Source organism: Micromonospora sp. CPCC 205739 (genome assembly GCF_036906795.1).
In the GTDB taxonomy this organism is placed as follows: domain Bacteria; phylum Actinomycetota; class Actinomycetes; order Mycobacteriales; family Micromonosporaceae; genus Micromonospora.
This window is the reverse complement of sequence record NZ_JBAKHS010000003.1, coordinates 232,437-257,625: the sequence shown is the minus strand read 5'-3', so window position 1 is coordinate 257,625 and position 25,189 is coordinate 232,437. Positions and strand designations below refer to the sequence as shown.

At 73.9% G+C, this 25,189-nt stretch carries 16 protein-coding genes; 11 read left to right on the top strand and 5 right to left on the bottom strand.

Going from position 1 to position 25,189, the window contains the following annotated elements; genetic code table 11:
* Positions 1-148 precede the first annotated feature (148 nt).
* From V6U88_RS07280 to V6U88_RS07260, 5 genes are all read left to right on the top strand, one after another.
* Positions 149-2,509 carry a putative bifunctional diguanylate cyclase/phosphodiesterase gene (locus tag V6U88_RS07280; RefSeq protein WP_334451013.1) on the top strand — a complete coding sequence of 787 codons (2,361 nt, stop codon included), beginning with the start codon at positions 149-151 and terminating at the stop codon, positions 2,507-2,509.
* A 161-nt stretch (positions 2,510-2,670) separates the two neighbouring features.
* On the top strand, positions 2,671-2,976 hold the full coding sequence (gatC, locus tag V6U88_RS07275; protein ID WP_088963593.1) for an Asp-tRNA(Asn)/Glu-tRNA(Gln) amidotransferase subunit GatC: 306 nt from the start codon (positions 2,671-2,673) through the stop codon (positions 2,974-2,976).
* Positions 2,973-4,454, top strand: a complete 1,482-nt coding sequence (gene gatA / locus V6U88_RS07270; RefSeq protein WP_334451012.1) for an Asp-tRNA(Asn)/Glu-tRNA(Gln) amidotransferase subunit GatA — start codon at positions 2,973-2,975, stop codon at positions 4,452-4,454. The genes gatC and gatA overlap by 4 nt, the downstream gene beginning before the upstream one ends.
* Positions 4,455-4,467: 13 nt before the next feature.
* Complete coding sequence (gene gatB / locus V6U88_RS07265; protein WP_334451011.1) at positions 4,468-5,967, top strand: Asp-tRNA(Asn)/Glu-tRNA(Gln) amidotransferase subunit GatB; 1,500 nt, start codon at positions 4,468-4,470, stop codon at positions 5,965-5,967.
* A 118-nt stretch (positions 5,968-6,085) separates the two neighbouring features.
* Complete coding sequence (locus tag V6U88_RS07260; RefSeq protein ID WP_334451009.1) at positions 6,086-8,452, top strand: transketolase-like TK C-terminal-containing protein; 2,367 nt, start codon at positions 6,086-6,088, stop codon at positions 8,450-8,452.
* A gap of 87 nt (positions 8,453-8,539) precedes the next feature.
* On the opposite strand, the gene V6U88_RS07255 is transcribed toward V6U88_RS07260, so the two are convergent.
* The 3 genes from V6U88_RS07255 to V6U88_RS07245 all read right to left on the bottom strand — a co-directional run bounded on the left by V6U88_RS07255 (position 8,540) and on the right by V6U88_RS07245 (position 13,308).
* Positions 8,540-10,117: a metallophosphoesterase gene (locus V6U88_RS07255; RefSeq protein WP_334451007.1), complete on the bottom strand. Its 1,578-nt coding sequence runs from the start codon at positions 10,115-10,117 to the stop codon at positions 8,540-8,542.
* Positions 10,118-10,240: 123 nt separating this feature from the next.
* Positions 10,241-11,413 (bottom strand): PQQ-dependent sugar dehydrogenase, encoded by a 1,173-nt coding sequence (locus V6U88_RS07250; RefSeq protein WP_334451006.1) that lies wholly within the window; start codon positions 11,411-11,413, stop codon positions 10,241-10,243.
* Positions 11,414-11,484: 71 nt separating this feature from the next.
* Entirely contained in the window at positions 11,485-13,308 is a 1,824-nt protein-coding gene (locus V6U88_RS07245) for a SpoIIE family protein phosphatase (RefSeq protein ID WP_334451005.1), read from the bottom strand.
* Positions 13,309-13,467: 159 nt separating this feature from the next.
* Here V6U88_RS07245 and V6U88_RS07240 point away from each other — a divergent pair, with 159 nt between their 5' ends.
* Entirely contained in the window at positions 13,468-14,394 is a 927-nt protein-coding gene (locus tag V6U88_RS07240) for a 2-hydroxyacid dehydrogenase (protein ID WP_334451004.1), read from the top strand.
* 6 nt (positions 14,395-14,400) lie between these two features.
* On the opposite strand, the gene V6U88_RS07235 is transcribed toward V6U88_RS07240, so the two are convergent.
* Complete coding sequence (locus V6U88_RS07235; RefSeq protein ID WP_334451002.1) at positions 14,401-14,775, bottom strand: PH domain-containing protein; 375 nt, start codon at positions 14,773-14,775, stop codon at positions 14,401-14,403.
* A 216-nt stretch (positions 14,776-14,991) separates the two neighbouring features.
* Here V6U88_RS07235 and V6U88_RS07230 point away from each other — a divergent pair, with 216 nt between their 5' ends.
* The gene (locus tag V6U88_RS07230) at positions 14,992-17,571 is read left to right on the top strand and encodes a GGDEF domain-containing protein (RefSeq protein WP_334451001.1); all 2,580 of its coding nucleotides are present in this window, start codon (positions 14,992-14,994) and stop codon (positions 17,569-17,571) included.
* Positions 17,572-17,599: 28 nt separating this feature from the next.
* Here the strand turns inward: V6U88_RS07230 and V6U88_RS07225 are convergent, their stop codons facing one another.
* Entirely contained in the window at positions 17,600-18,619 is a 1,020-nt protein-coding gene (locus tag V6U88_RS07225; protein WP_334451000.1) for a LacI family DNA-binding transcriptional regulator, read from the bottom strand.
* Between the two features lie 379 nt (positions 18,620-18,998).
* Here V6U88_RS07225 and V6U88_RS07220 point away from each other — a divergent pair, with 379 nt between their 5' ends.
* From V6U88_RS07220 to V6U88_RS07205, 4 genes are all read left to right on the top strand, one after another.
* Positions 18,999-20,279, top strand: a complete 1,281-nt coding sequence (locus tag V6U88_RS07220; protein WP_334450998.1) for an ABC transporter substrate-binding protein — start codon at positions 18,999-19,001, stop codon at positions 20,277-20,279.
* A gap of 183 nt (positions 20,280-20,462) precedes the next feature.
* Positions 20,463-21,473 carry a carbohydrate ABC transporter permease gene (locus V6U88_RS07215; RefSeq protein ID WP_334450996.1) on the top strand — a complete coding sequence of 337 codons (1,011 nt, stop codon included), beginning with the start codon at positions 20,463-20,465 and terminating at the stop codon, positions 21,471-21,473.
* 85 nt (positions 21,474-21,558) lie between these two features.
* Positions 21,559-22,401 carry a carbohydrate ABC transporter permease gene (locus tag V6U88_RS07210; RefSeq protein ID WP_442934589.1) on the top strand — a complete coding sequence of 281 codons (843 nt, stop codon included), beginning with the start codon at positions 21,559-21,561 and terminating at the stop codon, positions 22,399-22,401.
* Entirely contained in the window at positions 22,398-24,884 is a 2,487-nt protein-coding gene (locus V6U88_RS07205) for a glycoside hydrolase family 2 protein (RefSeq protein WP_334450992.1), read from the top strand. Before V6U88_RS07210 ends, V6U88_RS07205 begins: the two co-directional genes overlap by 4 nt.
* Positions 24,885-25,189 lie beyond the last annotated feature (305 nt).

Genomic DNA, 25,189 nt, shown 5'->3' with positions numbered 1-25,189 from the left:
CGGCAGGGGATCTTGGGGTCGTATACCAACTTAATTACGACTACGACCGATTCGTGACTGTCGCGTCGGGGTACGGCCACTCAGGGCGTTTCATTGGAACACGGTGCGCGACCGACGCGCACCGCGGACCGTCTGCCCGGGAGGTGCGATGGAGACCGCCGACCCCCGCAACTCCGTCCCACCCGGGCGGGAGGCGCGGTTCGCCGGCTTCGTCGCCGCGGTGATCGGGCTGGCGCTGCTGGTCTCCGCCCTGCCGTTGACCGGGCTCCCCGACCGGCTGCCCCGACTGCCGGCGGCGTTCTGGGCCATGGCCGCCCTCGCCGTCGCCTGTGACGCGCGACCCTTCGTCCCGCCCGGCCGGCGGCAGACCTCGGCCGTCTTCCCGTCCACCTGCTTCACCTTCGCGATCCTGCTCGGCTGGGGGCTCGGCCCGGCCGTGGCGGTGCAGGCCGTCGCCGTCGCCGTCTCCGGCTGGCGGATGCGGCACGCCCTCTGGCGGACCGCCTTCAACGCCGCCCAGTACGCCTGCGCGCTCGCCGCCGCGTACCTGGTGCTCCGGCTCGGGCCCGGCGGGCTCTTCGCCGGCGGCCGGCTCGGCTGGACGGACGTGGCCGCGGTCGGCGGCGCCACCCTCACCTGGTTCGCCGTCAACTACGGCCTGGTCAGCAGCGCGCTGCGGCTGCGCTTCGGCGGCCGGTGGTGGCCGAGCGTCCGCCAGGCGCTGCCGTACGAGCTGCTCTCCACCGGCTCGCTGCTGCTGCTCGCCCCGGTGCTGGTCACCGCCGCCCGGGCCAGCGCCGCGCTGGTGCCGCTGGTGCTGGTGCCGCTCTTCGCCGTCTACCGGATGTCCCGGCTCTCCACCGAGCAGGAGCACCTGGCCGCCCTCGACCCGCTCACCGGCCTGCCCAACCGCAAGGCCCTGCTGGCCGAGGTCGCCGAGCAGGTGCACCTGCACGCCGAGCGGGTCGCCAAGGGCGACCGGGACGCCCACCTCGCCCTGCTCCTGATCGACCTGGACCGGTTCAAGAACGTCAACGACGCGCTCGGCCACGCCGTCGGCGACCGGCTGCTGGTCGAGGTGAGCGCCCGGCTGGTCGACGTGGTCGGCGGGCGGGACATGCTGGCCCGGCTCGGCGGGGACGAGTTCGCCATCGTCGCCGGCCGGCTCGACGGCGTGGACGAGGCCCGCGAGCTGGCCGACCGGGTGGTGGCGGCGCTCGCCGAGCCGGTGTCGCTGGACGGGCTGCCGCTGGACGTGGGCGCCTCGATCGGCATCGCGCTCTTCCCTGAGCACGGCGAGGACTTCGCCACCCTGATGCGCCACGCCGACGTGGCGATGTACGACGCCAAGCACCGCAACGACACCGTCGCCGTCTACGCCGCCGAGTCCGACCACAACTCCGCCGAGCGCCTCGGCCTCCTGGCCGACCTGCGCCGCGTACTCGAGGCGGGGCCGCCCGCCGGGCGGGGCGTGCGGGGCGGGGACGGCGCCGCGCTGCCCTCCCGGCTCGCCGCCGGGGCGGACGACGAGGGCGGGTCGGCACGGTGGTGGCCGCGGCGCCGGCGGGCGCGGGTCGCGGTGGACGGCTCCGACGCGCTGCTGAACCAGATCCTGACCGGCGCCGACCCGACCCGCCGCCGCGCCGGGCAACCCGCCGCCGAGCCCGAACGGCCCGAGCTGCCGGTCGCTCCCGCCCCGGCGGAGCGGGCCGAGGACGCGGCAGCCGACGTCGGCGTGATCACCATGTACTACCAACCGCAGATCGCCATCGCCTCCGGCGAGGTCGTCGGGGTGGAGGCGCTGCTGCGCTGGAAGCACCCGCGCCGCGGCATGGTGGACCCGGAGGAGCTGATCCGGGTGGCCGAGCAGAGCGCGGTGATGCGGCTGCTCACCCAGCGGGTGGTCGACGACGTGGTGGAGCAGTTGGCCAAGTGGTCGGCGGCCGGCATCCACCTGCGGGCGGCGCTCAACGTCAGCGTCCGGGACCTGCACACCGGCGAGATCGCCGACCGGATCGCCGACCGGCTGGCCGCCTTCGGGGTGGCCCCCGAGCGGCTGCAACTGGAGATCACCGAGGGGGCGCTGATGGCCGACCCCCGGCGGGTGCTCGCCACCATCTCCCGGCTGCACCGGATCGGGGTGGCCATCTCCCTGGACGACTTCGGCACCGGGTACTCGTCGATGCAGCACCTGCGCCGGCTGCCGCTGGCCGAGGTGAAGGTCGACCGCTCGTTCGTCCTCGGGATGGTCGAGGACCCCGACGACGCGGCCATCGTCCGGTCGATGATCGAGCTGGCCGGCGCGCTGGGCCTGCGGGTGGTCGCCGAGGGCGTGGAGGACGAGCGGACCTGGCGGATGCTGCACGCGGCCGGCTGCGACGTGGCGCAGGGCTGGTTCCACGCCCGGCCGATGCCGGCCGACGAGCTGGTGACCTGGCTGACCCGGTACCGGCCGGTGCACCCGACCGGCGGCCCGGACGCCGAGGCGCCCCGCCGGTCCACCCACTGACCCGGGCGGCGACCGGCCGTCCGGGCGGGCGGTGGGGGAGTCGGAGGCGTCGGCGCGACCGCAGGACAATAGACTCGCTCCGGTCACCGCGCGTCACTCCCCCGGGAGATCGCGCGGCCGGCACACCGCAGACGCAGCAGGACAGCCACGAAGGGGGCACGATGGCCGCCATCTCCCGCGAGGAGGTCGCGCACCTGGCGCGACTGTCGCGGCTCGCCGTCACCGAGGAGGAGTTGGACGTCTTCGCCGGCCAGCTCGACGTGATCCTCCAGTCGGTGGCCCAGGTCGGCGAGGTCGCCGCGGCGGACATCCCGCCGACCTCCCACTCGGTGCCGCTGACCAACGTGCTCCGCGAGGACGTGGTGACGCCGTGCCTGACCCCGGAGGAGGCGCTGTCGGGCGCGCCCGACGCCGACCAGCAGCGGTTCCGCGTCCCGCGGATCCTGGACGAGGATGTGGCGTCATGACCCAGACCGATCTGACCAGAATGACCGCGACGGAGATCGCCGGTCTCGTCGCCGGCGGTGAGACCTCCGCCGTCGAGGTGACCCAGGCCCACCTGGACCGGATCGCCGCCGTCGACGACCGGGTCCACGCGTTCCTGCACGTCGACACCGAGGGCGCGCTGGCCGCCGCCCGCGCGGTCGACGAGCGCCGGGCCGCCGGCGAGGAGCTGGGCCCGCTGGCCGGCGTGCCGGTCGCCGTCAAGGACGTGCTCACCACCAAGGGCGTGCCGACCACCGTCGGGTCGAAGATCCTCGAAGGCTGGCGCCCGCCGTACGACTCGACGATCGTGCAGCGGCTGCGCGACGCCGGCACGGTGATGCTCGGCAAGACGAACATGGACGAGTTCGCGATGGGCTCCTCCACCGAATACTCCGCGTACGGGCCGACCCACAACCCGTGGGACCTGGACCGGATCCCGGGCGGCTCGGGTGGCGGCAGCGCCGCCGCGCTGGCCGCGTACGAGGCGCCGCTGGCGATCGGCTCGGACACCGGCGGCTCGATCCGCCAGCCCGGTGCGGTCACCGGCACCGTGGGCGCGAAGCCCACCTACGGCGGCACCTCCCGGTACGGCCTGGTGGCGTTCTCCTCGTCGCTGGACACCCCCGGCCCCTGCGCCCGGACCGTGCTCGACGCCGCGCTGCTGCACCAGGTGATCGGTGGGCACGACCCGCGCGACTCGACCTCCATCCCGGCCCCGGTGCCGGACGTGGTGGCCGCCGCGAAGCTCGGCGCCACCGGCGACCTGACCGGCGTGAAGCTCGGCATCGTCACCGAGTTCACCGGCGAGGGCGCGGAGCCGGGCGTGCTGGCCGCGTTCCGCGAGTCGGTCGACACCCTGGCCAAGCTGGGCGCCGAGATCGTCGAGGTGTCCTGCCCGCACTTTGCGTACGCCCTGCCGGCGTACTACCTGATCGCGCCCAGCGAGTGCTCCTCCAACCTGGCCCGGTTCGACGGCGTCCGGTTCGGCCTGCGGGTCGGCGACGACGGCAACCGGTCGCTGGAGGAGGTCATGTCGCTGACCCGGGAGGCCGGCTTCGGCGCCGAGGTCAAGCGGCGCATCATGATCGGCACGTACGCCCTCTCCTCGGGCTACTACGACGCCTACTACGGGCAGGCGCAGAAGGTCCGCACCCTGATCACCCGGGACTTCAACGCCGCCTTCGAGCGGGTCGACGCGCTGATCTCGCCGACCACGCCGTTCGTGGCGTTCCCGATCGGCGCGCGCACCTCCGACCCGTACCAGATGTACCTGGCGGACCTGTTCACCATCCCGACCAACCTGTACGGCGGGCCGGGCATCTCGGTGCCCTGCGGCCTCTCCGACGGGCTCCCCGTCGGCCTGCAGGTGATGGCCCCGACGATGGCCGACGACCGGATGTACCGGGTCGCCGCTGCGCTGGAGTCCGTGGTCGGCACGTTCACCCCACCGGCGCTGTGAGGCAGGAGCTCAGATGACCACGACACTGCCCGCGTACGACGACGTCGTCGCGCGCTACGAACCGGTGATCGGCCTGGAGACCCACGTCGAGCTGGGCACGAACACCAAGATGTTCTGCGGCTGCCCGACCGACTTCGGCGGCGAGCCGAACACCCGGGTCTGCCCGGTCTGCCTGGGCCTGCCCGGCTCGCTGCCGGTGGCCAACAAGGCGGCCATCGAGGCGACCATCCGGATCGGCCTGGCGCTGAACTGCTCCATCGCCGAGTGGTGCCGGTTCGCCCGGAAGAACTACTTCTACCCGGACATGCCGAAGGACTTCCAGATCAGCCAGTACGACGAGCCGCTCTGCTTCGACGGCTACCTGGACGTCGAGGTCGGCGGCGAGCTGGTGCGGATCGGCATCGAGCGGGTGCACCTGGAGGAGGACACCGGCAAGACGCTGCACGTCGGTGGCGCCACCGGCCGGATCCACGGCGCGACCGAGTCGCTGGTCGACTACAACCGGGCCGGCATCCCGCTGGTGGAGATCGTCACGAAGCCGGTTCCCGGCACGGGCGCGCTGGCTCCGGAGGTGGCCCGGGCGTACGTGACCGAGCTGCGTGACGTGATCCGCTCGCTGGGCGTCTCCGACGTGCGGATGGAGGAGGGCTCGCTGCGCTGCGACGTGAACACCTCCCTCAACCTGCCCGGCGAGGAGTGGGGCACCCGTACCGAGACCAAGAACGTCAACTCGCTGCGCTCGGTGGAGCGGGCGGTGCGCTCGGAGATGCTGCGCCAGGCCGCCGTGCTCGACGCCGGCGGGAAGATCACCCAGGAGACCCGGCACTTCCACGAGGACACCGGCGACACCACGCCGGGCCGGTCCAAGGAGACCGCCACCGACTACCGGTACTTCCCGGAGCCGGACCTGGTGCCGCTCGCCCCGGACACCGCCTGGGTGGCCGAGCTGAAGGCCGCCCTGCCGGAGCTGCCCCGGCTGCACCGCCGCCGGCTCCAGCAGGAGTGGGGCCTGTCCGACCTGGACATGCAGTCGGTGCTCAACGCCGGCGCGGTCGAGCTGATCGAGGCCACCATCGCCGCCGGCGCGACCCCGGCCGCCGCCCGCAAGTGGTGGCTGGGTGAGCTGTCCCGGCGGGCCAACGAGGCCGGCATCGAGCTGGCCGACGTCGGCGCCACCCCGGCGCAGGTCGCCGAGCTGCAGAGCCTGGTCGACGCGGGCAAGCTCAACGACAAGCTGGCCCGTACGGTGCTGGAGGGCGTGGTGGCCGGCGAGGGCTCGCCGACCGAGATCATGACCAACCGGAACCTGGAGGTCGTCTCCGACACCGGCGCGCTCACCGCCGCCGTGGACGAGGCGATCGCCGCCAACCCGGGCATCGCCGACAAGGTCCGCAGCGGCAAGGTCGCCGCGGCCGGCGCGCTGGTGGGCGCGGTCATGAAGACCACCCGCGGCCAGGCCGACGCCAAGACCGTCCGCGAGCTGATCCTGGAGCGCCTCGGCGTCCAGGGCTGAGCCCACCGGTCGAGGGCCGCCGTCCGACCGGCGGCGGCCCTCGACCCTTTTTTCGAGTACGCGGGCACCCCGCATCCCCTCGGCAGGGCGTCACCGACGACGCCCGGATGGAGCCACCGTGAACGACCGTCCCGAGCCCGACCTCGACGTCCTCGACGAGATCCAGCGGCGGGTGCTCTGGCTCGCCACCCGGATCGTGGACGCGGCCAACCACGACCGGGACACCGGCGACGGAGTGAAGGTCGGCGGCCACCAGGCGTCCAGCGCGTCGCTGGTCACGGCGATGACCGCGCTCTGGTTCGCCCACCTGGACGCGGAGGACCGGGTCGCGGTCAAGCCGCACGCGTCGCCGGTGTTCCACGCCATCCAGTACCTGCTGGGCAACCTGGACCGGTCGTACCTGCCGAAGCTGCGGGCGCGCGGCGGGCTCCAGTCGTACCCGTCGCGGACCAAGGACCCGGACGAGGTGGACTTCTCCACCGGCTCCGTCGGGCTCGGCGCGGCGGCCCCGCTCTTCGCCGCCGTCACCCGCCGCTACGTCGACGCGCACTTCGGGGCGCGTCCGCACTCCCGGTTCGTCGCGCTGATCGGCGACGCCGAGCTGGACGAGGGGAACATCTGGGAGGCGGTCGCCGACCCGGCCACCACCGGGCTGGGCAACGTGATGTGGCTGGTCGACTTCAACCGCCAGTCGCTGGACCGGGTCGTCCCCGGCATCCGGATCAACCAGTGGCGCGGCCAGTTCGAGGCCGCCGGCTGGCACGTCGTGGAGGTCAAGTACGGCCGCAAGCTCGCCGAGGCGTACGCCCGGCCGGGCGGCGCGGCGCTGCGCGACTGGATCGACCTGATGCCCAACGAGCAGTACCAGTCGCTGTTCGGGCTGGCCGGCCCGGCGCTGCGCAAGCAGTTCCTCGACGGGGCGCCGGCCGAGGTGGGCGCCTTCGTCGCGGACATCGGAGACGACGAGCTGGGCCCGCTGGTGACCGACCTGGGCGGGCACGACCTGGAGGCCATGCTCGACGCGTACGCCCAGTGCGACGCGGTCACCGACCGGCCCAGCGTGGTCTTCGCGTACACGGTCAAGGGGTGGGGGTTGCCGATCGCCGGCAATCCGCGCAACCACTCGGCGCTGCTCACCAGCGAGCAGGTCGACGCGCTGCGCGCCGCCAACGGCCTGACCCCGGAGACCGAGTGGGACCGCCTCGACCCGGCGTCGCCGGCCGGCATCCGGGCCGGCGAGCGCCGGGAGGCGCTGGCCCGCGCGCCCCGGGAGCGGTCGCTGGGGATCACCGTCCCGGAGACCACCCGGGTACGCGCCAACAAGCCGGTCTCCACCCAGGAGGTCTTCGGCCGGGTGCTGGTCGACCTGGCCCGGGACGAGAACGTGGCGCCCTACCTGGTCACCACCGCGCCGGACGTGGCCACCTCCACCAACCTGGCCGGCTTCATCAACAAGACCGGCGTCTTCGCCCCCACCGAGCAGCGCTCCTGGACCGAGGACCGGATGCTGCGCTGGACGGAGAGTCCCGCCGGCCAGCACATCGAGCTGGGCATCTCGGAGATGAACCTGTTCCTGCTGCTGGGGCAGCTCGGCCTGTCGTGGGACCTGTCGGGGCAGCCGCTGCTGCCGGTCGGCACGGTCTACGACCCGTTCGTGCTGCGCGGCCTGGACGCGTTCCTCTACGGCACCTACTCCGGCTCCCGGTTCGTGGTCGCCGGCACCCCGTCGGGCATCACCCTCGCCCCCGAGGGCGGCGCCCACCAGTCGACGATCACCGCCTCGGTCGGCCTGGAACTGCCCGGCGTCACCTTCCTCGAGCCGGCGTACGCGGCCAGCCTGGACTGGCTGCTCTGCGACGCGCTCGGCCAGATCGCCGGCGGCGCCGCACCGGCGGCCACCGCCGCGCCGGCCGAGGACGGGGCGTACTACTTCCGGTTGAGCACCCGCCCGATCGACCAGGCGCCCTTCGAGGCGGCCCGGGCCCGGATCGGGGACGCGGTGCTGCGCCGGCAGGTGGTCGCCGGGGCGTACCGGCTGGTCGACGCGCACCAGGCGTACCCGCACCTGGCGGACGCCCCGGTGGTGACCCTGGCTGGTTCCGGCGCGGTGCTGCCGGAGGTGCTCGCGGCCGCCGCCGAGCTGGCAGAGGAGGGCATCGCCGCGCACGTGGTGGACGTGACCTCGCTGGACCGGCTCTACCGGGCCTGGCAGCGGACGCTGCGCCAGGGTGTGCGGACCGCGACCGTGCCCAGCGTGCCTGGCGCGCTGCGGGCCGCGTTCGGTGACCGGGCCCCGGTGGTGACCGTGCACGACGCCGCCTCGCACGCGATGGCCTGGCTGGGCTCGGCGCTGGGCGTGCCGGCGGTGCCGCTGGGGGTCGACGAGTTCGGCCAGTCCGGCAGCGTCCGTGAGCTGTACGAGCTGCACGATCTGCTGCCCGGCAGCATCGTCAACGCCGCCCTGGCCGCGCTGTCGCTGCGCTGACGTCCGGCCCGCGCTCGACCCCGGTCTGCGGCATGTCGTGGTCGCCCGTCACGGCGACACCACGACATGCCGCAAGTCGCGGGGCGGTCAGCGGGTCGGGGTGGGGGTGACGGGGGCCGGAGCGCCCTGCGCCGGTTCCTTGATCACGTGGCGTTCCAGATTGACCTGGGCCTGCCCGGTGCCGCCGACCGTGATGTCGTCGTAGGCCTGGAGCAGTTTCTGCTGGTCGAAGTAGAGCACGGTCATCGACAGCGGGGTCGGCTTCTCGCCCTCCAGGCCGCGCAGCCCGGCCCCGCCGGTGGAGCCCTCCACCATCAACTGGGTGGGCTGCTTGCCGGGCTGCTGCGGCAGCTTCGACACCTGCCGGGCGTGGGTGTGCCCGGCGAGCACCAGCGGGCAGGTGCCGGAGAGCGGGCCGGCCGAGGCCGGGTCGTGTACCAGGGCGATGTTCACCGGCCGCGGTGACCGCCGCACCGTGGCGGCGAGCTGCTCACCGGCCCCGATCACCTGTTCGGCCACCTGCTTGGTCAGGCCGCTGCCGGCGGGGGAGGTCTCCTTGTCCGGGGTGAACCGGGGGTCGCCGATCCCCGCGATGGTCAGGCCGGCCACGCTGGTGGTCGAGTTGTTGAGCACGATCGCGTTGGGCTGCCGGGCCACCGCCGCGGCGGTCCGCGCCGAGTCGTGGTTGCCCCGGATGTAGACGTACGGCTTCCTGAGCAGGCCGATCGAGCCGACGAACGAGGCCTCCGGCTCGCTGCCCCAGTCGGTGATGTCCCCGGTGTCGATCACCACGTCGATGTCGAACTGCTCCACCACCGTGCGGATCAGCTGCCAGCCGGTCGGGTTGAGGTGCATGTCGGAGACGTGCAGCACCCGGGTGGTGCCGGGCGCGGGCTCGTACACCGGCAGGGCGGAGACCGTGGTGTAGAGCTGGCTGACGTTGCCGACCAGGCGTTGCAGCTGTTCGGCGTACCGGGAGTAGTCGTTGGCGATGCGCCGGGCGTCGCCGACGATCGCCGGGGCGTTGACCAGCAGCCCCTCGTACCGTGGCTCCTCGATCGCCTGCGGGCGCAGGGTGCCCGCGGCGAGCCCCAGGCTGCCGGCGGTGACCGCCAGCGAGAGCCCGGTGGACCAGGCGGTGCGGCGGACGTCCCGGAAGATCAGGCCGGCCAGCACCAGGGTGACCAGCACCGCCGACCCGGCGGTGCGCAGCCCGAGCCGCATCACGCCGCTGCGGACGTCCTCCACGGCGGACTGACTGGCCCGGCTGAGGCTGGCCGGGTCGTCGATCAGCGCCTCGGTCCGGCGCTGGTCCAGGGCGCCCAGCCGGACGGTCAGGTGGGTCGGCCCGTCGTGGCTGTCGAGCTGGAGCGCGCCCAGCGGCGGGATGTCCACCGTGGTGCTGCCCTTGAGCGCCGGCGCGAGGGTCAGGCTGGCCCGGAACGGACCGATGTCGGTGTTCACCCGGCCACCGGCCAGCACCCCGATCACCGCCCCGGCCAGCGCCACCAGCAGGACGGCGAGCACCAGGCCGGTCCGCCGGGCCCACCCCGACCGGCTCGGTCGGCCGGCCCGGTCCCTTACGGGCCACCAGCGTCGCTCACGCCGGGCCGGGGGAGTGTCCTCGTCCCCGGGCCCGCGCTGCTCGTTCTCCCCACCGTCCATGCTGAGATTCTGACCTGCCCAATGATGGATCTTGGCAAACCCGCGGACGGCGGCGCGTTTCCCCGCCGAAACTCCCGGTGTGTCGCGCCGCCCGGCGGCTCGTGGCGGCCGATCGGGCGGCGCTCAGCTCCGCCCGGCGCCGCCCTCGGCGAAGACCAGCCGCAGCAGGCGATCGTCCTCCGGCGCCGGCTCACCCCGCCCGTCGTGGTTGGAGGTGGAGACCCAGAGCGAGCCGTCCGGGGCGGCGGCCACCGCCCGCAGCCGCCCGTACCGGCCGGTCAGCAGCTCACGCGGCTGCCCCAGCACGGTGCCGGTGTCGGTCAGCTCCACCAGCCAGAGCCGCTCGCCGCGCAGGCAGGCGGTGACCAGCAGCCGGCCGGCCGCGGCCAGCCCGGAGCAGGACGCCTCCGAGGTGCGCCACTGCACGATCGGGTCGACGTACCGCTTGTCGCCGGCCTGCCCCTCGACGGTCGGCCAGCCGAGGTTGGCGCCCTTGTCGATCCGGTTGACCTCGTCCCAGGTGTTCTGGCCGAACTCGGTGGCGTACATCCGCTGGCCGGCGTCCCAGGCCATGCCCTGCACGTTGCGGTGCCCCAGCGACCAGACCGGGGAGCCGGGGAACGGATTGCCCGGCGCCGGCTTCCCCTCCGGCGTGATCCGCAGGATCTTGCCGCCGAGGTTCTTCCGGTCCTGCCCGGAGCCCCGGTTGCCGGCGTCGCCGGTGCTCACGTAGAGCTGCCCGTCGGGGCCGAAGGCCAGCCCGCCACCGTCGTGGTTGCCCGCCTTCGGGATGCCGGTGAGGATCGGCGTCGGCGTACCACCGAGCTTCAGCTTGGCGACCCGGTTGTCCCGCTCGCTGGTGTAGTAGACGAAGACGGTCGCGTCCTTGGCGTACGCGGGGGAGACCGCGATGCCGAGCAGCCCCGCCTCGCCGCCGGCCGCCACGTCCGGCACGGTCTGCACCGGGGTGACCCGCAACCCCTCCGGCCCGGACTCCGGGCCGACCTTGAGGATCCGCCCGCTGTCCCGCTCGGTGACCAGCGCGCCGCCGTCCGGCAGGAACGCGAGGCCCCAGGGCACCCGCAACCCCTTGGCCAGGACCGTGGCGACCACCTCCTGCCCCGCGCCGGCGCTCGCCGACGCGGACGGGGTGGGCAGGTTGGGCGGCTCGCCGGCCGGGTCCGGCTCGGGCGGGCCGAAGCTGCACCCGGAGGTGGCCAGCAGCAGCGCCGCGCAGGACGCCGCCAGCGCCGCGCGACGGCGGCCGGTGCGGGAGTACGGGGGACGGGCGCTCACCCGGCCCAGCCTAGCCCGCAAATCCGGACTTCCCGGCCCACCGGCGACGGTCGAAGCCTGCGCGACCCCGCTCAGCGGGCCCGGACGGCGAGCAGCGCGATGTCGTCCTCGCGCCGGTCCCCGGCGGTGAGCAGCAGGTCGCACAGCTCGGCGAGGGGAAGCGGGCCGGCGCCGGAGAGCCGGTCCAGCAGCTCGGCCAGCCCCTCGTCGATCGTGCGGTCCCGGCGCTCGATCAGGCCGTCGGTGTAGAGCAGCAGGGTGTCCCCCGGGGCCAGCGTGGTCTCCTGGCTGCTGCGGGGGATCGGGCGGGTGAAGCCGAGCAGTGGCTCGCGCGGGCCGCCGAGCACGCGTACCGCGCCCTTGGCGTCGACCAGCAGCGGCGGTGGGTGCCCGGCGTTGCACCAGCTCACCGTCAGGCCGCCGCCTGGCCGGGGACGCAGCCGGGCCAGGGTGGCCGTGGCGGCGGCCCGGATGCGCAGGCCGGAGATGGCCCCGTCCAGCCGGATCATCAGCTCGTCCACCGGGTCGGTCCGGCCGAAGGCGTTGCCCCGGACCAGGTTCCGCAGCTGGCCCATGGTGGCGGCGGCCTCGATGTCGTGCCCGGCGACGTCGCCGATCGCCACGACCAGGTCGCCGTCGGGCTGGACGAAGGCGTCGTACCAGTCGCCGCCCACCTCGACCCGGTCCGCCACCGGCTGGTAGCGGGCGGCCAGCTCGACCCGGGAACTCTCCGGCAGCTCCGGCAGCATGCTGTGCTGGAGCACCTCGGCGACGTGCCGCTGCTCGTCGTACATCCAGCTGTTGCCGAGCGCCTGGCCGGCCCGGCGGCCGATCTCCAGCGCGGTGTGCAGGTCGGTGTCGTCGAAGGGCCGCCGCCCCGGCGCGTTGATCAGCGTCACGCAGCCCACCACGGCACCCCGCCCGGGCGCCGGCACCGGCACCGTCAGGTGCGACGCGAATCCGAGCTGGTCGGCGAGCGTCACCAGCTCCGGGTCGGTGGTGGCCCGCCGGACGTCGTCCAGGGTGGCCGCCCTGCCCAGCACGGGCTGCCCGGTGCGCAGCACCGTACGGGTGATCGACTGCGGGCCGAGGTGGCGCGTCATCAGCTCGGCGAAGCGGTCGACCTGGGCGGCCCGGTCGGGGTCGCGGTGCAGCGCGGTGACCTGGCGGGGCGCGCCCGCCCGGTCGACCAGGGTCACCAGCGCCCAGTCGGCCAGCATCGGCACCACCGCGTCGGTCAGCCGGGACACCGCGGTGGCCACGTCGAGCGTGCCGGTCAGGGTCTCGCTCAGCGCGGAGAGCAGCTTGAGCCGCTCGTGCGCCTCCTCGACCCGCCGCCGGGCCTCCTCCGCGCCGTCGAGCGCGATCCGCAGCCGCAGCTCCGACGAGCAGGCGGCGGCGAGGTCGGCCAGGGTACGCAGCTGGCCGGCGGTCCAGGCGCGCGGTTTGCTGTCGATGGCGCACAGCGAGCCGAGCACCCGGCCGTCCAGGTCGGTCAGCGGCATCCCGGCGTACGCGACCACGCCCAGCTCCGCAATGGCCAGGTTGTTCCAGACCCGGGGGTAGAGCCGGGCGTCCGGCAGCACCATCGGGATCTCGATGTCCACCACGTGCTGGCAGAACGAGTGGCTCAGCGGGGTCTGCCGGCGGGCGGCCCAGGGCTCCGGCAGGCCGACCGCGCCCGGGAAGAACTGCTGTTCGTCGGTGACCAGCGACACCAGCGCGACCGGCACCTCGAGCAGGTCGCTGACCAGCCGGGCGAAGCGGTCGAACGCCTCGTCGGGCGCGGCGTCCAGCCCGGTCTCGGCGAGCGACCGCAGCCGCGCCGGGTCGGCCAGCGCGGGGATGTCCACGGCGGGCAGCCGACCGCGACGGCCCGGGGAGCGCTGGGTCATCGGCCACCTGTCTGCGGACGTACGAAGCGCCGGCGGGAGCTCCGATCCTCGGTTATACCCGCCGGCCGCAGGTGGCGACCACGGCCGGGGCGGTTCGCGCGCCCCCGGTGAGCCGGTCCGCCGGACCGGACCGGGCGCTGGTCGCTATCGTCGGCGGACGTGAAGGTATGGATTCCGCACGAGGCCGGCGTCGGGTTGCTCGGTGAGGTGCCCGCGGGCGTCACCGTCGAGCCGTGGACGGACCCGGAGCGTCCGCCGTCGGACCCGGCCGGCGTCCGGTTCTGGGTACCGCCGTTCCTCGCCGCCGGGGACACCGCCCCGATGCTGGCGCGGCTGCCGGACCTAGCGGTGGTCCAGCTCCTCTCCGCCGGGGCGGACGCCTGGGCCGGCCAGATGCCGGACGGGGTGACCCTCTGCGACGCGCGGGGCGTGCACGACGCCGGCACCGCCGAGTGGGTGCTCACCGCGATCCTGTCCCAGCTGCGCAACTTCCCCGCGATGGCCCGGGCGCAGGCCCGCCGGGAGTGGGCGTACGACGACGTCACCCCGACCGACGAGCTGACCGGCAAGCGGGTGCTGATCGTCGGCGCCGGTTCGATCGGCGCGGCGGTGCACGCCCGGCTGGCCCCGTTCGACGTCACCGTCACGCTGGTCGCCCGCAGGGCCCGCCCGGCGGAGGGGGTGCACGGGGTGGACGACCTGCCCCGGCTGCTGCCCGAGGCGGACGTCGTGGTGCTGCTGGTGCCGCTGACCGAGGGGACGCGGGGCATGGTGGACGCCGCCTTCCTCGCCGCGATGCCCGACGGCGCACTGCTGGTGAACGCCGCCCGGGGGCCGGTGGCCCGGACGGAGGCGCTGGTGGCGGAGCTGTCCAGCGGGCGGCTGCGGGCCGCGCTGGACGTCACCGACCCCGAGCCGCTGCCCGCCGACCATCCGCTGTGGGAACTGCCCAACGTGCTGCTCACCCCGCACGTCGCCGGCTCGGTACGCGGCCTGCTGCCGCGGGCGTACCGGCTGGTGGGCGCGCAGCTGCGCCGGTTCGCCGCCGGGGAGCCGCTGGTCAACACGGTGACCGACGGCTACTGAGCCGGCTCAGCGGTCGCCGGGCAGGCGCTGCCCGGTGGCGGAGACCAGCCGGGGCAGGTCGCTGCCGCGCACCGCGGGCAGCACGACCTCCTGCCCGTCGTCGAGGCGGGCGACGGCGCGGCCGCGCGGGTCGGCCGTCAGCTCGACGACCCGGTCCCAGGCGATCCGGCGCCCGCCGGCCAGCGCCCGCAGCCGCAGCTCGCGCCGGTCGGCGTCGGTGCCCGCCCGCCAGGCCCAGACGCCGACGACGATCGGGACGAGCAGCACCGGCAGCAGGTACCACTCGGCGCTGGCCAGCGGCAGGGCGCCGAGGAAGGCGACGATCGCCGCGACCAGGATGGCCTGGTTGTACCGGAAGCGGATGGTGTCGGCGCTACTCACCCTCCGATGATCCCACCCGCCTGTGGTCCCGTTCCGGCCGGGCGGCGGATGGTGACCGGTGCCATCCAGCAGTGACATGCGTCACTGCCAGGACACGTAACTGGAGCCTCGCTCGGTCGTTTCCGGGAATGGTGGGTGTCGGATATCCGTCCGTGCCGCGTCCGTCCCGCCCGCATCGCCGCACCGCCCCGTGTCCCCCTCACGAAGGCGACCGTCGTGCCTCACGCGTACCTGGTCCACCGCCCGCCGCCCGCGGTGGCCGCCGTGCTGGCGACGGCCGTGCTGCTGGTCACCGCCGCCCTGGCCGGCGCGTTGCCGCCGCTGGCCGCCACCACGCTGGCCGGCGCGGCCGGGTGTGCCCTGGCCGGTGTCCGGCTCTCCCGGGAGGCCGCCGCAGGTGGCCGGGACCGGTGGGCGCCGCGTCGCCGCCGGGCCGCCGCGCTGCTCGACGCCGCCGTGCTCGTGGTCGGCCTGACCGTGGCCGTCCTGCCGCTGGCCGAGGCGGCGCAGCGCGCGGCCGTCGCGGCCACCGGGCTCGCCGCCGCGGCCCTGCTGTACGGCGGCGGCCTGCTCCTGCTCCCCGGCCACTCCCGGCTGGCAACCCGGGTCCGGCTGCGCCGGACCGTCGACGTGCTCGGGCTCGGCACCGCCCTGCTCTTCGCGGGTTGGGTGCTCCTGCCGCCGGGCGACGTCCCCCCGCTGGCCCGCGCCGTCACGGTGTCCGGCGCGGGCGCGCTCGCCGGCCTGCTGGTGAGCGCGCTGGCGGAGCGGCGTCGTCGGCCGGGCGCGGCGCTCTGCCGGGCCGGCGCGGCGGCCGCCCTGCTCGGGCTGGCCGACCTGGTGGTGCTACTGGCCTACGAGGCGCCGGCCGTCGCGACGCTGAGCGCGGTCGCGCCGCTGCTCGCGGGCGCCCTCTTCACCGCGGCCGGGATGGCCCGGGTGTCGGCCGGGGACCCGGCCCTGGGCGCCGGCCCGCCGCCGGCCTGGCCCCGGGTGACCGCGCCCGCCGCGGTGGCCACCCTCGCCGCCGGGTACCACCTCTGGACGGTCGGCAGCTTCACGCCGACCGCCGTCCTGCTCGGGCTCGCGGTGATCCCGCCGCTGGTCGGCCGGGAGCTGATCACCGCCGCCGACAACCGGTACTGGGCCAGCCGGCTGGCCGCCCGCGAGGCGCACTTCCGGGCCCTGGTCTCCGGTGGCCGCGATCTGATCCTGCTGCTCGACGACGAGTTGCGGGTGCGCTGGCTCTCCGCGGCCGGCGCGCGGTGGTTCGGGCTGCGCGACGACGAGGTACGCGGCCGGCGGCTGGCGGAGCTGCTGCACCCCGACGACGCGCCGGCCGCGCTCGGCCGGCTCGCCGCGCCCCGGGGTGACCAGGAGCCGCTGCTGCTGGTGGCCCGGATGACCACCGGCGACGGTGGCTGGCGGGAGACCGAGTCGACCGTGAGCGACCAGCGCGGGGTGCCCGAGGTGGACGCGGTGGTGCTGCACGTGCGCGACATCGGCGAGCGGCGCCGGTTGGAGCGGGAACTGCACCGGCTGGCGGCGACCGACCAGCTCACCGGGCTGGCCAACCGGCGCGAGCTGATGCGGGCGCTCTGCACGCGGGATCACGGCCCGGGTGCGCTGCTGCTGGTGGAGGTGCACGGTCTGGGCGCGGTCGCCGACGGGGCGGGGCCGTCGGCGGACGGTCTGCTGCTCACGGCCGCCCGCCGGCTGCGCGACGTGGTGGGCCCGCACGACCTCGTCGCCCGGGTGGCCGGCGAGGAGTTCGCGGTGCTCACCGACGCCGGTCCGGTGCCGGCGTACGCGCTGGGCGGTCGGTTGGTGGCCGCGCTCGCCGAGCCCTGCCCGACGCCCGGTTCGATGGTGCGGCTGCGGGTGAGCGTCGGCCTGGCGGAGCTGGCCGGGGCCGGGCCGGAGGACGCGCTGCGGCAGGCGGACCTGGCCCGGCGGCGCGCGGTCCAGCTCGGCCGCAACCGGGTCGAGTGGTACGACGCCTACCTGGAGGAGCAACTGATCCGCCGGCTGGACCTGGAGCGGGAGCTGCCCGGCGCGGCCACCCGGGGCGAGCTGGACCTGGTCTACCAGCCGGTGCTCGGGCTGGCCGACCGGCAGCCGGTCGGCACCGAGGCGTTGCTGCGCTGGCGCAGCCCGGTGCTGGGCACCGTGCTCCCGGCCGAGCTGCTGCCGGTGGCCGAGGATCTCGACCTGATGGGGGAGCTGGGCCGCTGGGTGCTGGACCGGGCCTGCCGGCAGCTCGCCAGCTGGTCGGCCGGGGGTCGGGAGCTGTGGATGGCGGTCAACGTGACGCCCGGGGAGCTGCTGGCCCCGGACTTCCTGCCGGGGGTGGCGGCCACCCTCGCCGGGCACGGCGTGCCGCCGCACCAACTGGTGATCGAGGTGGGGGAGCCCCGGATCGGTCGGGAGCTGCCCACCGTGGTGGCCCGGCTGGCCGGCCTGCGGTCGCTGGGGGTGCGCACCGCGCTGGACGACTTCCGCGCCGAGCACGCCTCGCTGGCGCAGCTGCGCCGGCTCCCGATCGACCTGCTCAAGGTCCAGCCGCAGCTGGTCGGGTCGGCCCACGACCCGCACCGTCCGCTGATCGACGTGGTGGTCAGCCTCGGCGAACGGCTCGGCCTGTCGGTGGTGGTGGAGGAGTTGGAGTCCGAGGCCGACGTGGAACGGGCGCAGCGGGCCGGCTGCCCGTACGGGCAGGGGTTCGCGCTGGCCCGACCGGCCACCGCGGAGCGGGTGGAGGCGTTCTTCGAGGAGTTCCCGACCGCCTCCCGCTGACCGCCCGTTCAGGAAACGCTGAACCGGTTCACTTGATCCGGGGCGGTGCGGTGCTGCCGCGCGGCGTCAGGTGGGCGGTCTCGTCCTGCAGGCCGGTCACCGGCTCGCCGGCGATCACCGCCAGCAACTGCCGCGCGGCGTGCGCCCCGTACGCCGGGATGTCGCGTCCGAGCGCGGTCAGCGGCGGGTGCACCAGCCGGCAGAGCGGCGAGTCGTCCCAGGCCACGATGGAGAGGTCGCCGGGGACGGCCAGTCCCATCTCCTGCGCCACCGACAGCCCCGCGATGGCCATCACGTCGTTGTCGTAGATCACCGCGGTCGGACGGTTGGCGGAGCTGAGCAGGCGACGGGTCGCCCGGGCCCCCTCCTCGCCGGTGTAGTCGGACCAGACGGTGACCGCGTCGGCCAGCCCGAGCCGCCGGCACACCTGCGCGAACGCGTCGGTGCGGATCTCGGTGTGCAGCAACGAGGGCAGGCCGCCCACCCGGGCGATCCGGCGGTGCCCGAGGGCGACCAGGTACTCCACCGTCTCCACCAGCGCCGCCGCGTCGTCGGACCAGACGCTGGCCAGGCTGCCGGTGTGGCCCGGGCCGCCGATCACCACGGCCGGCAGTTGCAGCTCCTCCAGCGCCGGCACCCGCCGGTCGTCGGTGCGCAGGTCGCAGACGAAGACCCCGTCCACCCGCCGCTCGGCCCACCAGCGGCGGTAGACCGCGATCTCGGCCTCCTGGTCGGCCACCACCTGGAGGGTGAGCGCGTACGACCGGGCGGAGAGTTCCGCCTCGACGCCGCTGATCAGCTCCATGAAGAACGGCTCGATGCCCAGTATCCGGGCGGGTCGGCACAGGGCCAGGCCGACGGCGTTGGCGGTGGCGCCGGAGAGCGCGCGGGCGGCGCTGCTCGGGCTGAAGCCGATCTCCGTGGCGATGGCCAGGATCCGTTGGCGGGTGGCCTCCGAGACTCCGGGCTGCCCGTTCAGCGCGTACGACACCGCGCCCTTGGACACCCCGGCGCGTCGCGCGACGTCGGCGATGGTCGGCCGCTTCACCGGCGTGCTCCTCAATCCTCGCGGCCCCCTGGGCCGGTCCCACGACGCCGGCTGCACCGGCGGCCCTTCACGCTACTCGGCCCGGTCGGGCGACCGTCCCCGCCGGTTCGGCGGACATCGGGCGAGCAGAACGTTCACTTGCGCGGTTAAGCGTACGGCTCCGACCCGCCCATCCACGTACCCGGCGGCGCACCGAGCTGCACGGGAGCGCTTCACCACGCATGGGCGCGCTCCCAGAGTTGCGCTCCGGTCACCGGGCGGCCACCCCTTTCACCGGCCGTTGACAGTGCAGAACCCGGCCCGTACGGTGGCTTCACTTATCCGGTTCAGTCAACGTCTCTCGATGTCGGGAGCGTTCCCATTTGGCGCGGAGGATGACATGAAACGGTCCTGGACCCCCTGGGTCCGCGCGGCGGTGGCCGGCACCGTCGGCCTGGTCATGGTCGCTGGCTGCAGCGGCAAGAGCACCACCGACTCCGACTCCGGGGACGGCGTCGTCACGCTCAAAATCAACTTCTGGGGCGACTTCGGCCTCCAGGACCTGAAGACCCGGTACGAGGCCGCCCACCCGAACGTCAAGATCCAGCTCAACTCGGGCGAGTACAACGCCCAGCACGAGGACCTGCAGAAGAAGCTGGTCGCGGGCTCGGGCGCGGCGGACATCGCCGCCATCGACGAGGGCTTCATGGTCCAGTTCCGCAGCCAGTCCGACAAGTTCGTCAACCTGCTCGACAAGGGCGCCGGCTCCTACGAGAGCAAGTACCTGCCCTGGAAGTGGAAGCAGTCGCTGTCGGCCGACGGCAAGACCCAGATCGGCCTCGGCACCGACGTCGGCGGCCTGGCCATGTGCTACCGGACCGACCTGTTCAAGGCCGCCGGGCTGCCCACCGAGCGGGACCAGGTCTCCGCCCTCTGGCCCACCTGGGACAAGTTCATCGAGGTCGGCCAGGAGTACACCGGCAAGACCAACAAGAAGTTCATCGACTCCGGCACCAACCTGTTCAACCCGATCCTCGGCCAGCAGCAGGTCGGCTTCTACAACGAGCAGGACCAGCTCCAGATGGAGCAGGGCCCGAAGGTGGCCTTCGACTACACGGTCAAGGCCATCCAGGCCGGGCTCTCGGCCAACCTGGCCAGCTTCCAGGCCGACTGGGACAAGGGCTTCACCAGCGGCTCGTTCGCCGTGCTCGCCTGCCCGGCGTGGATGCTCGGCCACATCAAGGACACCGCGCCCGCCACCCAGGGCAAGTGGGACATCGCCGCGGTGCCCGGCGGCGGCGGCAACTGGGGCGGCTCGTTCCTGACCATCCCCAAGCAGAGCAAGCACGTCGACGAGGCGTACGAGCTGCTGGAGTGGCTGGTCCAGCCGGAGCAGCAGATCGAGATCTTCAAGAAGGTCGGCAACCTGCCCTCGCAGCCGGCGCTCTACGCCGACCCGGCGATCGCCGAGTTCAAGAACCCGTTCTTCGGCAACGCCCCGGTCGGGCAGATCTTCCCGAAGATGGCGCAGGGCCTGACCCCGCAGTACCTGGGCAGGAAGAACGGCCCGACCCGGGTCGCGGTGGAGAACGTCATCACCCGGGTGCAGAACAAGACCTTGAAGCCGGAGGCCGCCTGGGCCGAGGCGGTCAAGGAGGCCGAGAAGGCCGGCACGTCCTGACGGCCCGGTGACCGGTGACGGAGCGGGTGTGCCAACCACCCGCTCCGTCACCGCCCCGGCTCCCCGGCGACCGCGCCGCCGCGGTCCGGGTGCGCCGACGCCCGTCCGGCGGTACCCGGAGCTGCCGCTCCGGCCTCCGCCGCCCGTACCCCCGTGATCTCTTCGGCCCTGGAGCGTGTCCCCATGTCCACCACCCGTGCCGCACCCGCGCCGTCGGGCCGCCGAGCCGCGCCGGGCCGCGGCGGCTCCGGACCCGGCGAGCGGCGGCTCACCTGGCGCAACCGGCTGTACCGCTTCGACATGCGCTACATGCCGTACCTGATGATCGCCCCGTTCTTCCTGCTCTTCATCGTCTTCGGGCTCTTCCCGCTGGTCTTCAACGGCGTGGTCTCGCTGCGCAACTACCGGTTGGACGACCCGACGCTGCCGCCGTGGGCCGGCTTCGACAACTTCACCCGGCTGGCCGGCGACGAGGACTTCTGGAACGCGCTCTACAACACCTTCGGCATCTTCCTGCTGTCCTCGGTGCCGCAGCTGCTGCTGGCGTTGGTGGTGGCCTCCCTGCTCAACCGCAGGCTGCGGGCCCAGACCTGGTGGCGGGTGGGCATCCTGCTGCCGTACGTCACCCCGATCGTCGCCTCGACCATGGTGTTCAGCGTCTTCTTCTCCCGCGACTTCGGCATGGCCAACTGGATGCTCGGCCTGGTCGGGCTCGGCGGGAACGAGCCGATCGACTGGCGGGCCGACAAGCTGCACTCCTGGATCGCCATCGCCACGATGGTCAACTGGAAGTGGATCGGCTACAACGCCCTGCTCTACCTGGCCGCCATGCAGTCCATCCCGCGTGACGTGTACGAGGCCGCGGCGATCGACGGGGCCGGCCCGTGGCGGCAACTCTGGCGGATCACCGTACCGATGATCCAGCCGGTCATCGTCTTCACCGTGGTGCTCTCCACCATCGGCGGTCTCCAGCTCTTCACCGAGCCGATGCTGTTCGACCTGAACTCGCAGGCCGCCACCGGCGGTCCGGACGGCGAGTGGCAGACCATCGCCCAGCTCATCTACAAGGTCGGCTGGAAGGACCTCAACCTCGGCTACGCCGCCGCGATGTCCTGGGCGCTGTTCCTGATCATCCTGGTGGTCGCCGGCCTCAACACCCTGCTGACGAACCGGCTCTCCGGAGGCCGTCGGTGAGCGCGAACGAAAGGAGGCTCGGATGAGCGCGATCGACACCGCGCCGCCCCGGCCGGTGGCGGTCCGGCGGAACCGGCCCGCGCTGATGGGCCGGGCGCCGCAGGACACCCCTGCCTCGGTCTGGACCTACCTGTTGCTGGCGGTGACGATCCTGTTCGCCGCGTTCCCGCTGTACTGGATGTTCGTCATCGCCACCAGCACCGACGAGGCGCTGGCGAAGATCCCACCGGCGGTGGTCCCCGGCGACCAGTTCATGGTCAACGGCCGGGAGGTCTTCTCCCTCCAGGACGTCTACTTCGCCGCCTCGCTGGTCAACAGCGTCATCGTCTCGACGGTGGTGACCGCCTCGGTGCTGTTCTTCTGCTCGCTGGCCGGGTTCGCCTTCGCCAAGCTGCGCTTCAAGGGCAGCCGGGCGCTGATGCTCTTCGTGGTGCTCACCCTGACGGTGCCCAACCAGCTCGGCATCGTGGCGCTCTACATCGTGATGGGCAAGCTCGGCTGGAACGGCACCCTGCTGGCGGTCATCGCACCCGGCTTGGTCACCGCGTTCGGCGTGTTCTACATGCGCCAGTTCATCGTCAACGCCGTGCCGGACGAGCTGGTCGAGTCCGCCCGGGTCGACGGCGCCACGACCATGCGCGTCTACTGGAACATCGTGCTGCCGGCGATCCGCCCGGCCCTGGCGGTGCTCGGCCTGCTCACCTTCGTCGCCACCTGGAACGACTTCCAGTGGCCGCTGATCACGCTCAGCGGCACCGACTACCCCACCTCGATGGTGGCCGTCTCCGACCTGGCCAGCGGCAACTACGTCATCTACCGTCGGGTGCTCGCCGGCGCGTTCATCGCCACCGTGCCGTTGCTGGTCATGCTGTTCATCGGCGGGCGTCAGATCGTCCGCGGAATCATGGAAGGCGCGGTGAAGTCGTGACCTGGCAGAGCTTGCACGAGGGCTGGACGCTGCGGGCCGTACCGGGGTCGCAGGTGCCGGCCGGGGTCGCCGACCGGGCGGTGCCGGCCACCGTGCCCGGCTGCGTACACACCGACCTGCTGGCCGCCGGCCTGATCCCCGACCCGTTCGTCGACGACAACGAAACGGCGCTGGGCTGGATCGGGCGCACCGACTGGGTCTACGAGACCACCGTCGACCGACAGCCGGGCGACGACGACCGGGTCGACCTGGTCTGCGCCGGCCTCGACACGGTCGCCACGATCACCCTCAACGGCGTCGAGGTCGGCCGTACCGAGAACATGCACCGCGGCCACCGGTTCGACGTCGGCGCGCTGCTGCGGCCGGGGCCGAACACGCTGGCCGTCCGGTTCGACTCGGCGTACCGCTACGCCGAGGGGCACCGCGACGCCCTCGGCGACCGGCCGAACGCCTACCCGGAGCCCTTCCAGTTCATCCGCAAGATGGCCTGCAACTTCGGCTGGGACTGGGGGCCCACCCTGGTCACCGCCGGGATCTGGCAGGAGATCGGGCTGCACGCCTGGTCCACCGCCCGGCTGGCCACCGTCCGCCCGCTGGTCACCGTTGCCGCCGGCGAGGGGCGGGTCGAGCTGCACGTCGAGGTGGAGCGCGCCGGGGACACCCCGTTGAGTGTGCGGGCCACCGTCGCCGGCGCGGCCGTCGAGGTCGTGGTCCCGGCGGGGCAGCGCACGGCCGTGGCCACCCTCACCGTCCGCGACCCCGAGCTGTGGTGGCCCCGGGGGTACGGCCCGCAGGCGCTGCACCGCCTCGACGTCACGCTCTGCACGCCGGACGGCCGGACGCTGGACACCTGGTCGCGCCGGATCGGTTTCCGGTCGGTACGCCTCGACACCACCCCGGACGCGCACGGCACCCCCTTCGCCCTGCACGTGAACGACACCCCGGTCTTCGTCCGGGGGGTCAACTGGATCCCCGACGACCCGTTCCCCAGCCGGATCACCCGTGATCGGCTGGCGCACCGGTTCGGCCAGGCCGCCGGGGCCGGGGTGAACCTGCTCCGGGTCTGGGGCGGCGGCCGGTACGAGTCGGAGGACTTCTACGACCTCGCCGACGAGCTGGGGCTGCTGGTCCAGCAGGACTTCCTCTTCGCCTGCGCGGCGTACCCGGAGGAGGAGCCGTTCGCCACCGAGGTGGCCGCCGAGGCCACCGAGCAGGTGACCCGGCTGGCCGCGCACCCGTCGCTGGTGCTCTGGACGGGAAACAACGAAAACATCTGGGGCTGGCACGACTGGGACTGGCAGGAGCCGCTGGCCGGGCGCACCTGGGGTCGCGGCTACTACCTCGACCTGCTGCCCCGGATCGTCGGCGAGCTGGACCCGACCCGGCCGTACTGGCCGGGCAGCCCGTGGTCGGGCAGCGAGGAGATCCACCCCAACGACCCGGCGCACGGCACCACGCACATCTGGGACGTGTGGAACACCGACGACTACACGAAGTACCGCGAGTACGTGCCCCGTTTCGTCGCGGAGTTCGGCTACCAGGCGCCCGCGGCGTACGCGACGCTGCGCCGGGCGCTGACCGACGAGCCGCTCGCGCCCGACTCGCCCGGCATGGCCCACCACCAGAAGGCCGCCGACGGCGACGCCAAGCTCCGGCGCGGGCTCGACGCGCACCTGCCCGAGCCGGCCGACTTCGACGACTGGCACTTCCTCACCCAGCTCAACCAGGCGCGGGCCATCCAGCTCGGGGTGGAGCACTTCCGTTCGCACCGGGACGTCTGCGCCGGCACCATCGTCTGGCAGCTCAACGACTGCTGGCCGGTCACCTCCTGGTCGGCGATCGACGGCGACGGCCGCCGCAAACCGCTCTGGTACGCGCTGCGCCGGGCGTACGCCGACCGGCTGCTCACCGTCCAGCCCCGCGACGGCGGGCTGGCCCTGGTGGCGGTCAACGAGACCGGCGAGCCGTGGCGGGCCCCGGCGACGGTGACCCGGCTGACCCTGGCCGGCGAGCCCAGGGCGAAGACCGGGTACGCGCTGGACGTCCCGGCGTACTCGGCGGTGGTGCTGGCGCTGCCGACGGACCTGGCGGGGCCGGAGGAGGCCCGCCGGGAGCTGCTGGTCGCCGAGGCCGGCGACACGGCCGAGCGGGCGCTCTGGTTCTTCGCCGAGGACCGGGAGGTGGACTGGCCGGCGGCCCGCCTCGACGCGACGGTGGAGCCGGGCGACGACGGCCAGCGGGTCCGGGTGACCGCCCGGACGGTGCTGCGCGACCTGACCCTCTTCCCGGACCGGCTGGACCCGTCCGCCGAGGTCGACCAGGCGCTGGTCACGCTGCTGCCGGGGGAGTCGACCACCTTCACCGTGCGGGCCGACGGGCCGCTGGACGCGGCGGCGCTGACCGCCCGGCCGGTACTGCGCTGCGTCAACGACATCGTCGGCGCGCAGCCGGTCCCGGCCGCCGCCGAAGGAGCGACGGCGTGAGGCGCGACGGGCGGGGGCTGGCGGGTGTCCTGCCGGGCCTGGCCGACAGCCCCGGCCCGCACGACCCGGACAACCTCCGCGCCGAGTAGCGCTCCGCCCGCGGAGCAGCACCCACGGCCGGCCGGCTGCACACGATCCGGGCGTTGGTCCGCGGCGGCGACTCCGGCGGCCCGGGTCGCCGCCGGCCTTCACCGGCGGGCCTGGCGCCCCGCGCGGTGGCCTGGGTCGATCTGTTCAGCGGCGAGCCGGAGGGCCGCTCACACAGCGTGGTCTGCGCGGACGCGGACCCGGCAACGAGCGATATA

What these genes read in the sequence shown, in the direction of transcription:
- V6U88_RS07280 (WP_334451013.1), top strand. Translation starts at nt 149, where the DNA reads ATGGAGACCGCCGACCCCCGCAACTCCGTCCCACCCGGGCGGGAGGCG.
- gatC (WP_088963593.1), top strand. Translation starts at nt 2,671, where the DNA reads ATGGCCGCCATCTCCCGCGAGGAGGTCGCGCACCTGGCGCGACTGTCG.
- gatA (WP_334451012.1), top strand. Translation starts at nt 2,973, where the DNA reads ATGACCCAGACCGATCTGACCAGAATGACCGCGACGGAGATCGCCGGT.
- gatB (WP_334451011.1), top strand. Translation starts at nt 4,468, where the DNA reads ATGACCACGACACTGCCCGCGTACGACGACGTCGTCGCGCGCTACGAA.
- V6U88_RS07255 (WP_334451007.1), bottom strand. Translation starts at nt 10,117, where the DNA reads ATGGACGGTGGGGAGAACGAGCAGCGCGGGCCCGGGGACGAGGACACT.
- V6U88_RS07245 (WP_334451005.1), bottom strand. Translation starts at nt 13,308, where the DNA reads ATGACCCAGCGCTCCCCGGGCCGTCGCGGTCGGCTGCCCGCCGTGGAC.
- V6U88_RS07220 (WP_334450998.1), top strand. Translation starts at nt 18,999, where the DNA reads ATGAAACGGTCCTGGACCCCCTGGGTCCGCGCGGCGGTGGCCGGCACC.
- V6U88_RS07215 (WP_334450996.1), top strand. Translation starts at nt 20,463, where the DNA reads ATGTCCACCACCCGTGCCGCACCCGCGCCGTCGGGCCGCCGAGCCGCG.
- V6U88_RS07210 (WP_442934589.1), top strand. Translation starts at nt 21,559, where the DNA reads ATGGGCCGGGCGCCGCAGGACACCCCTGCCTCGGTCTGGACCTACCTG.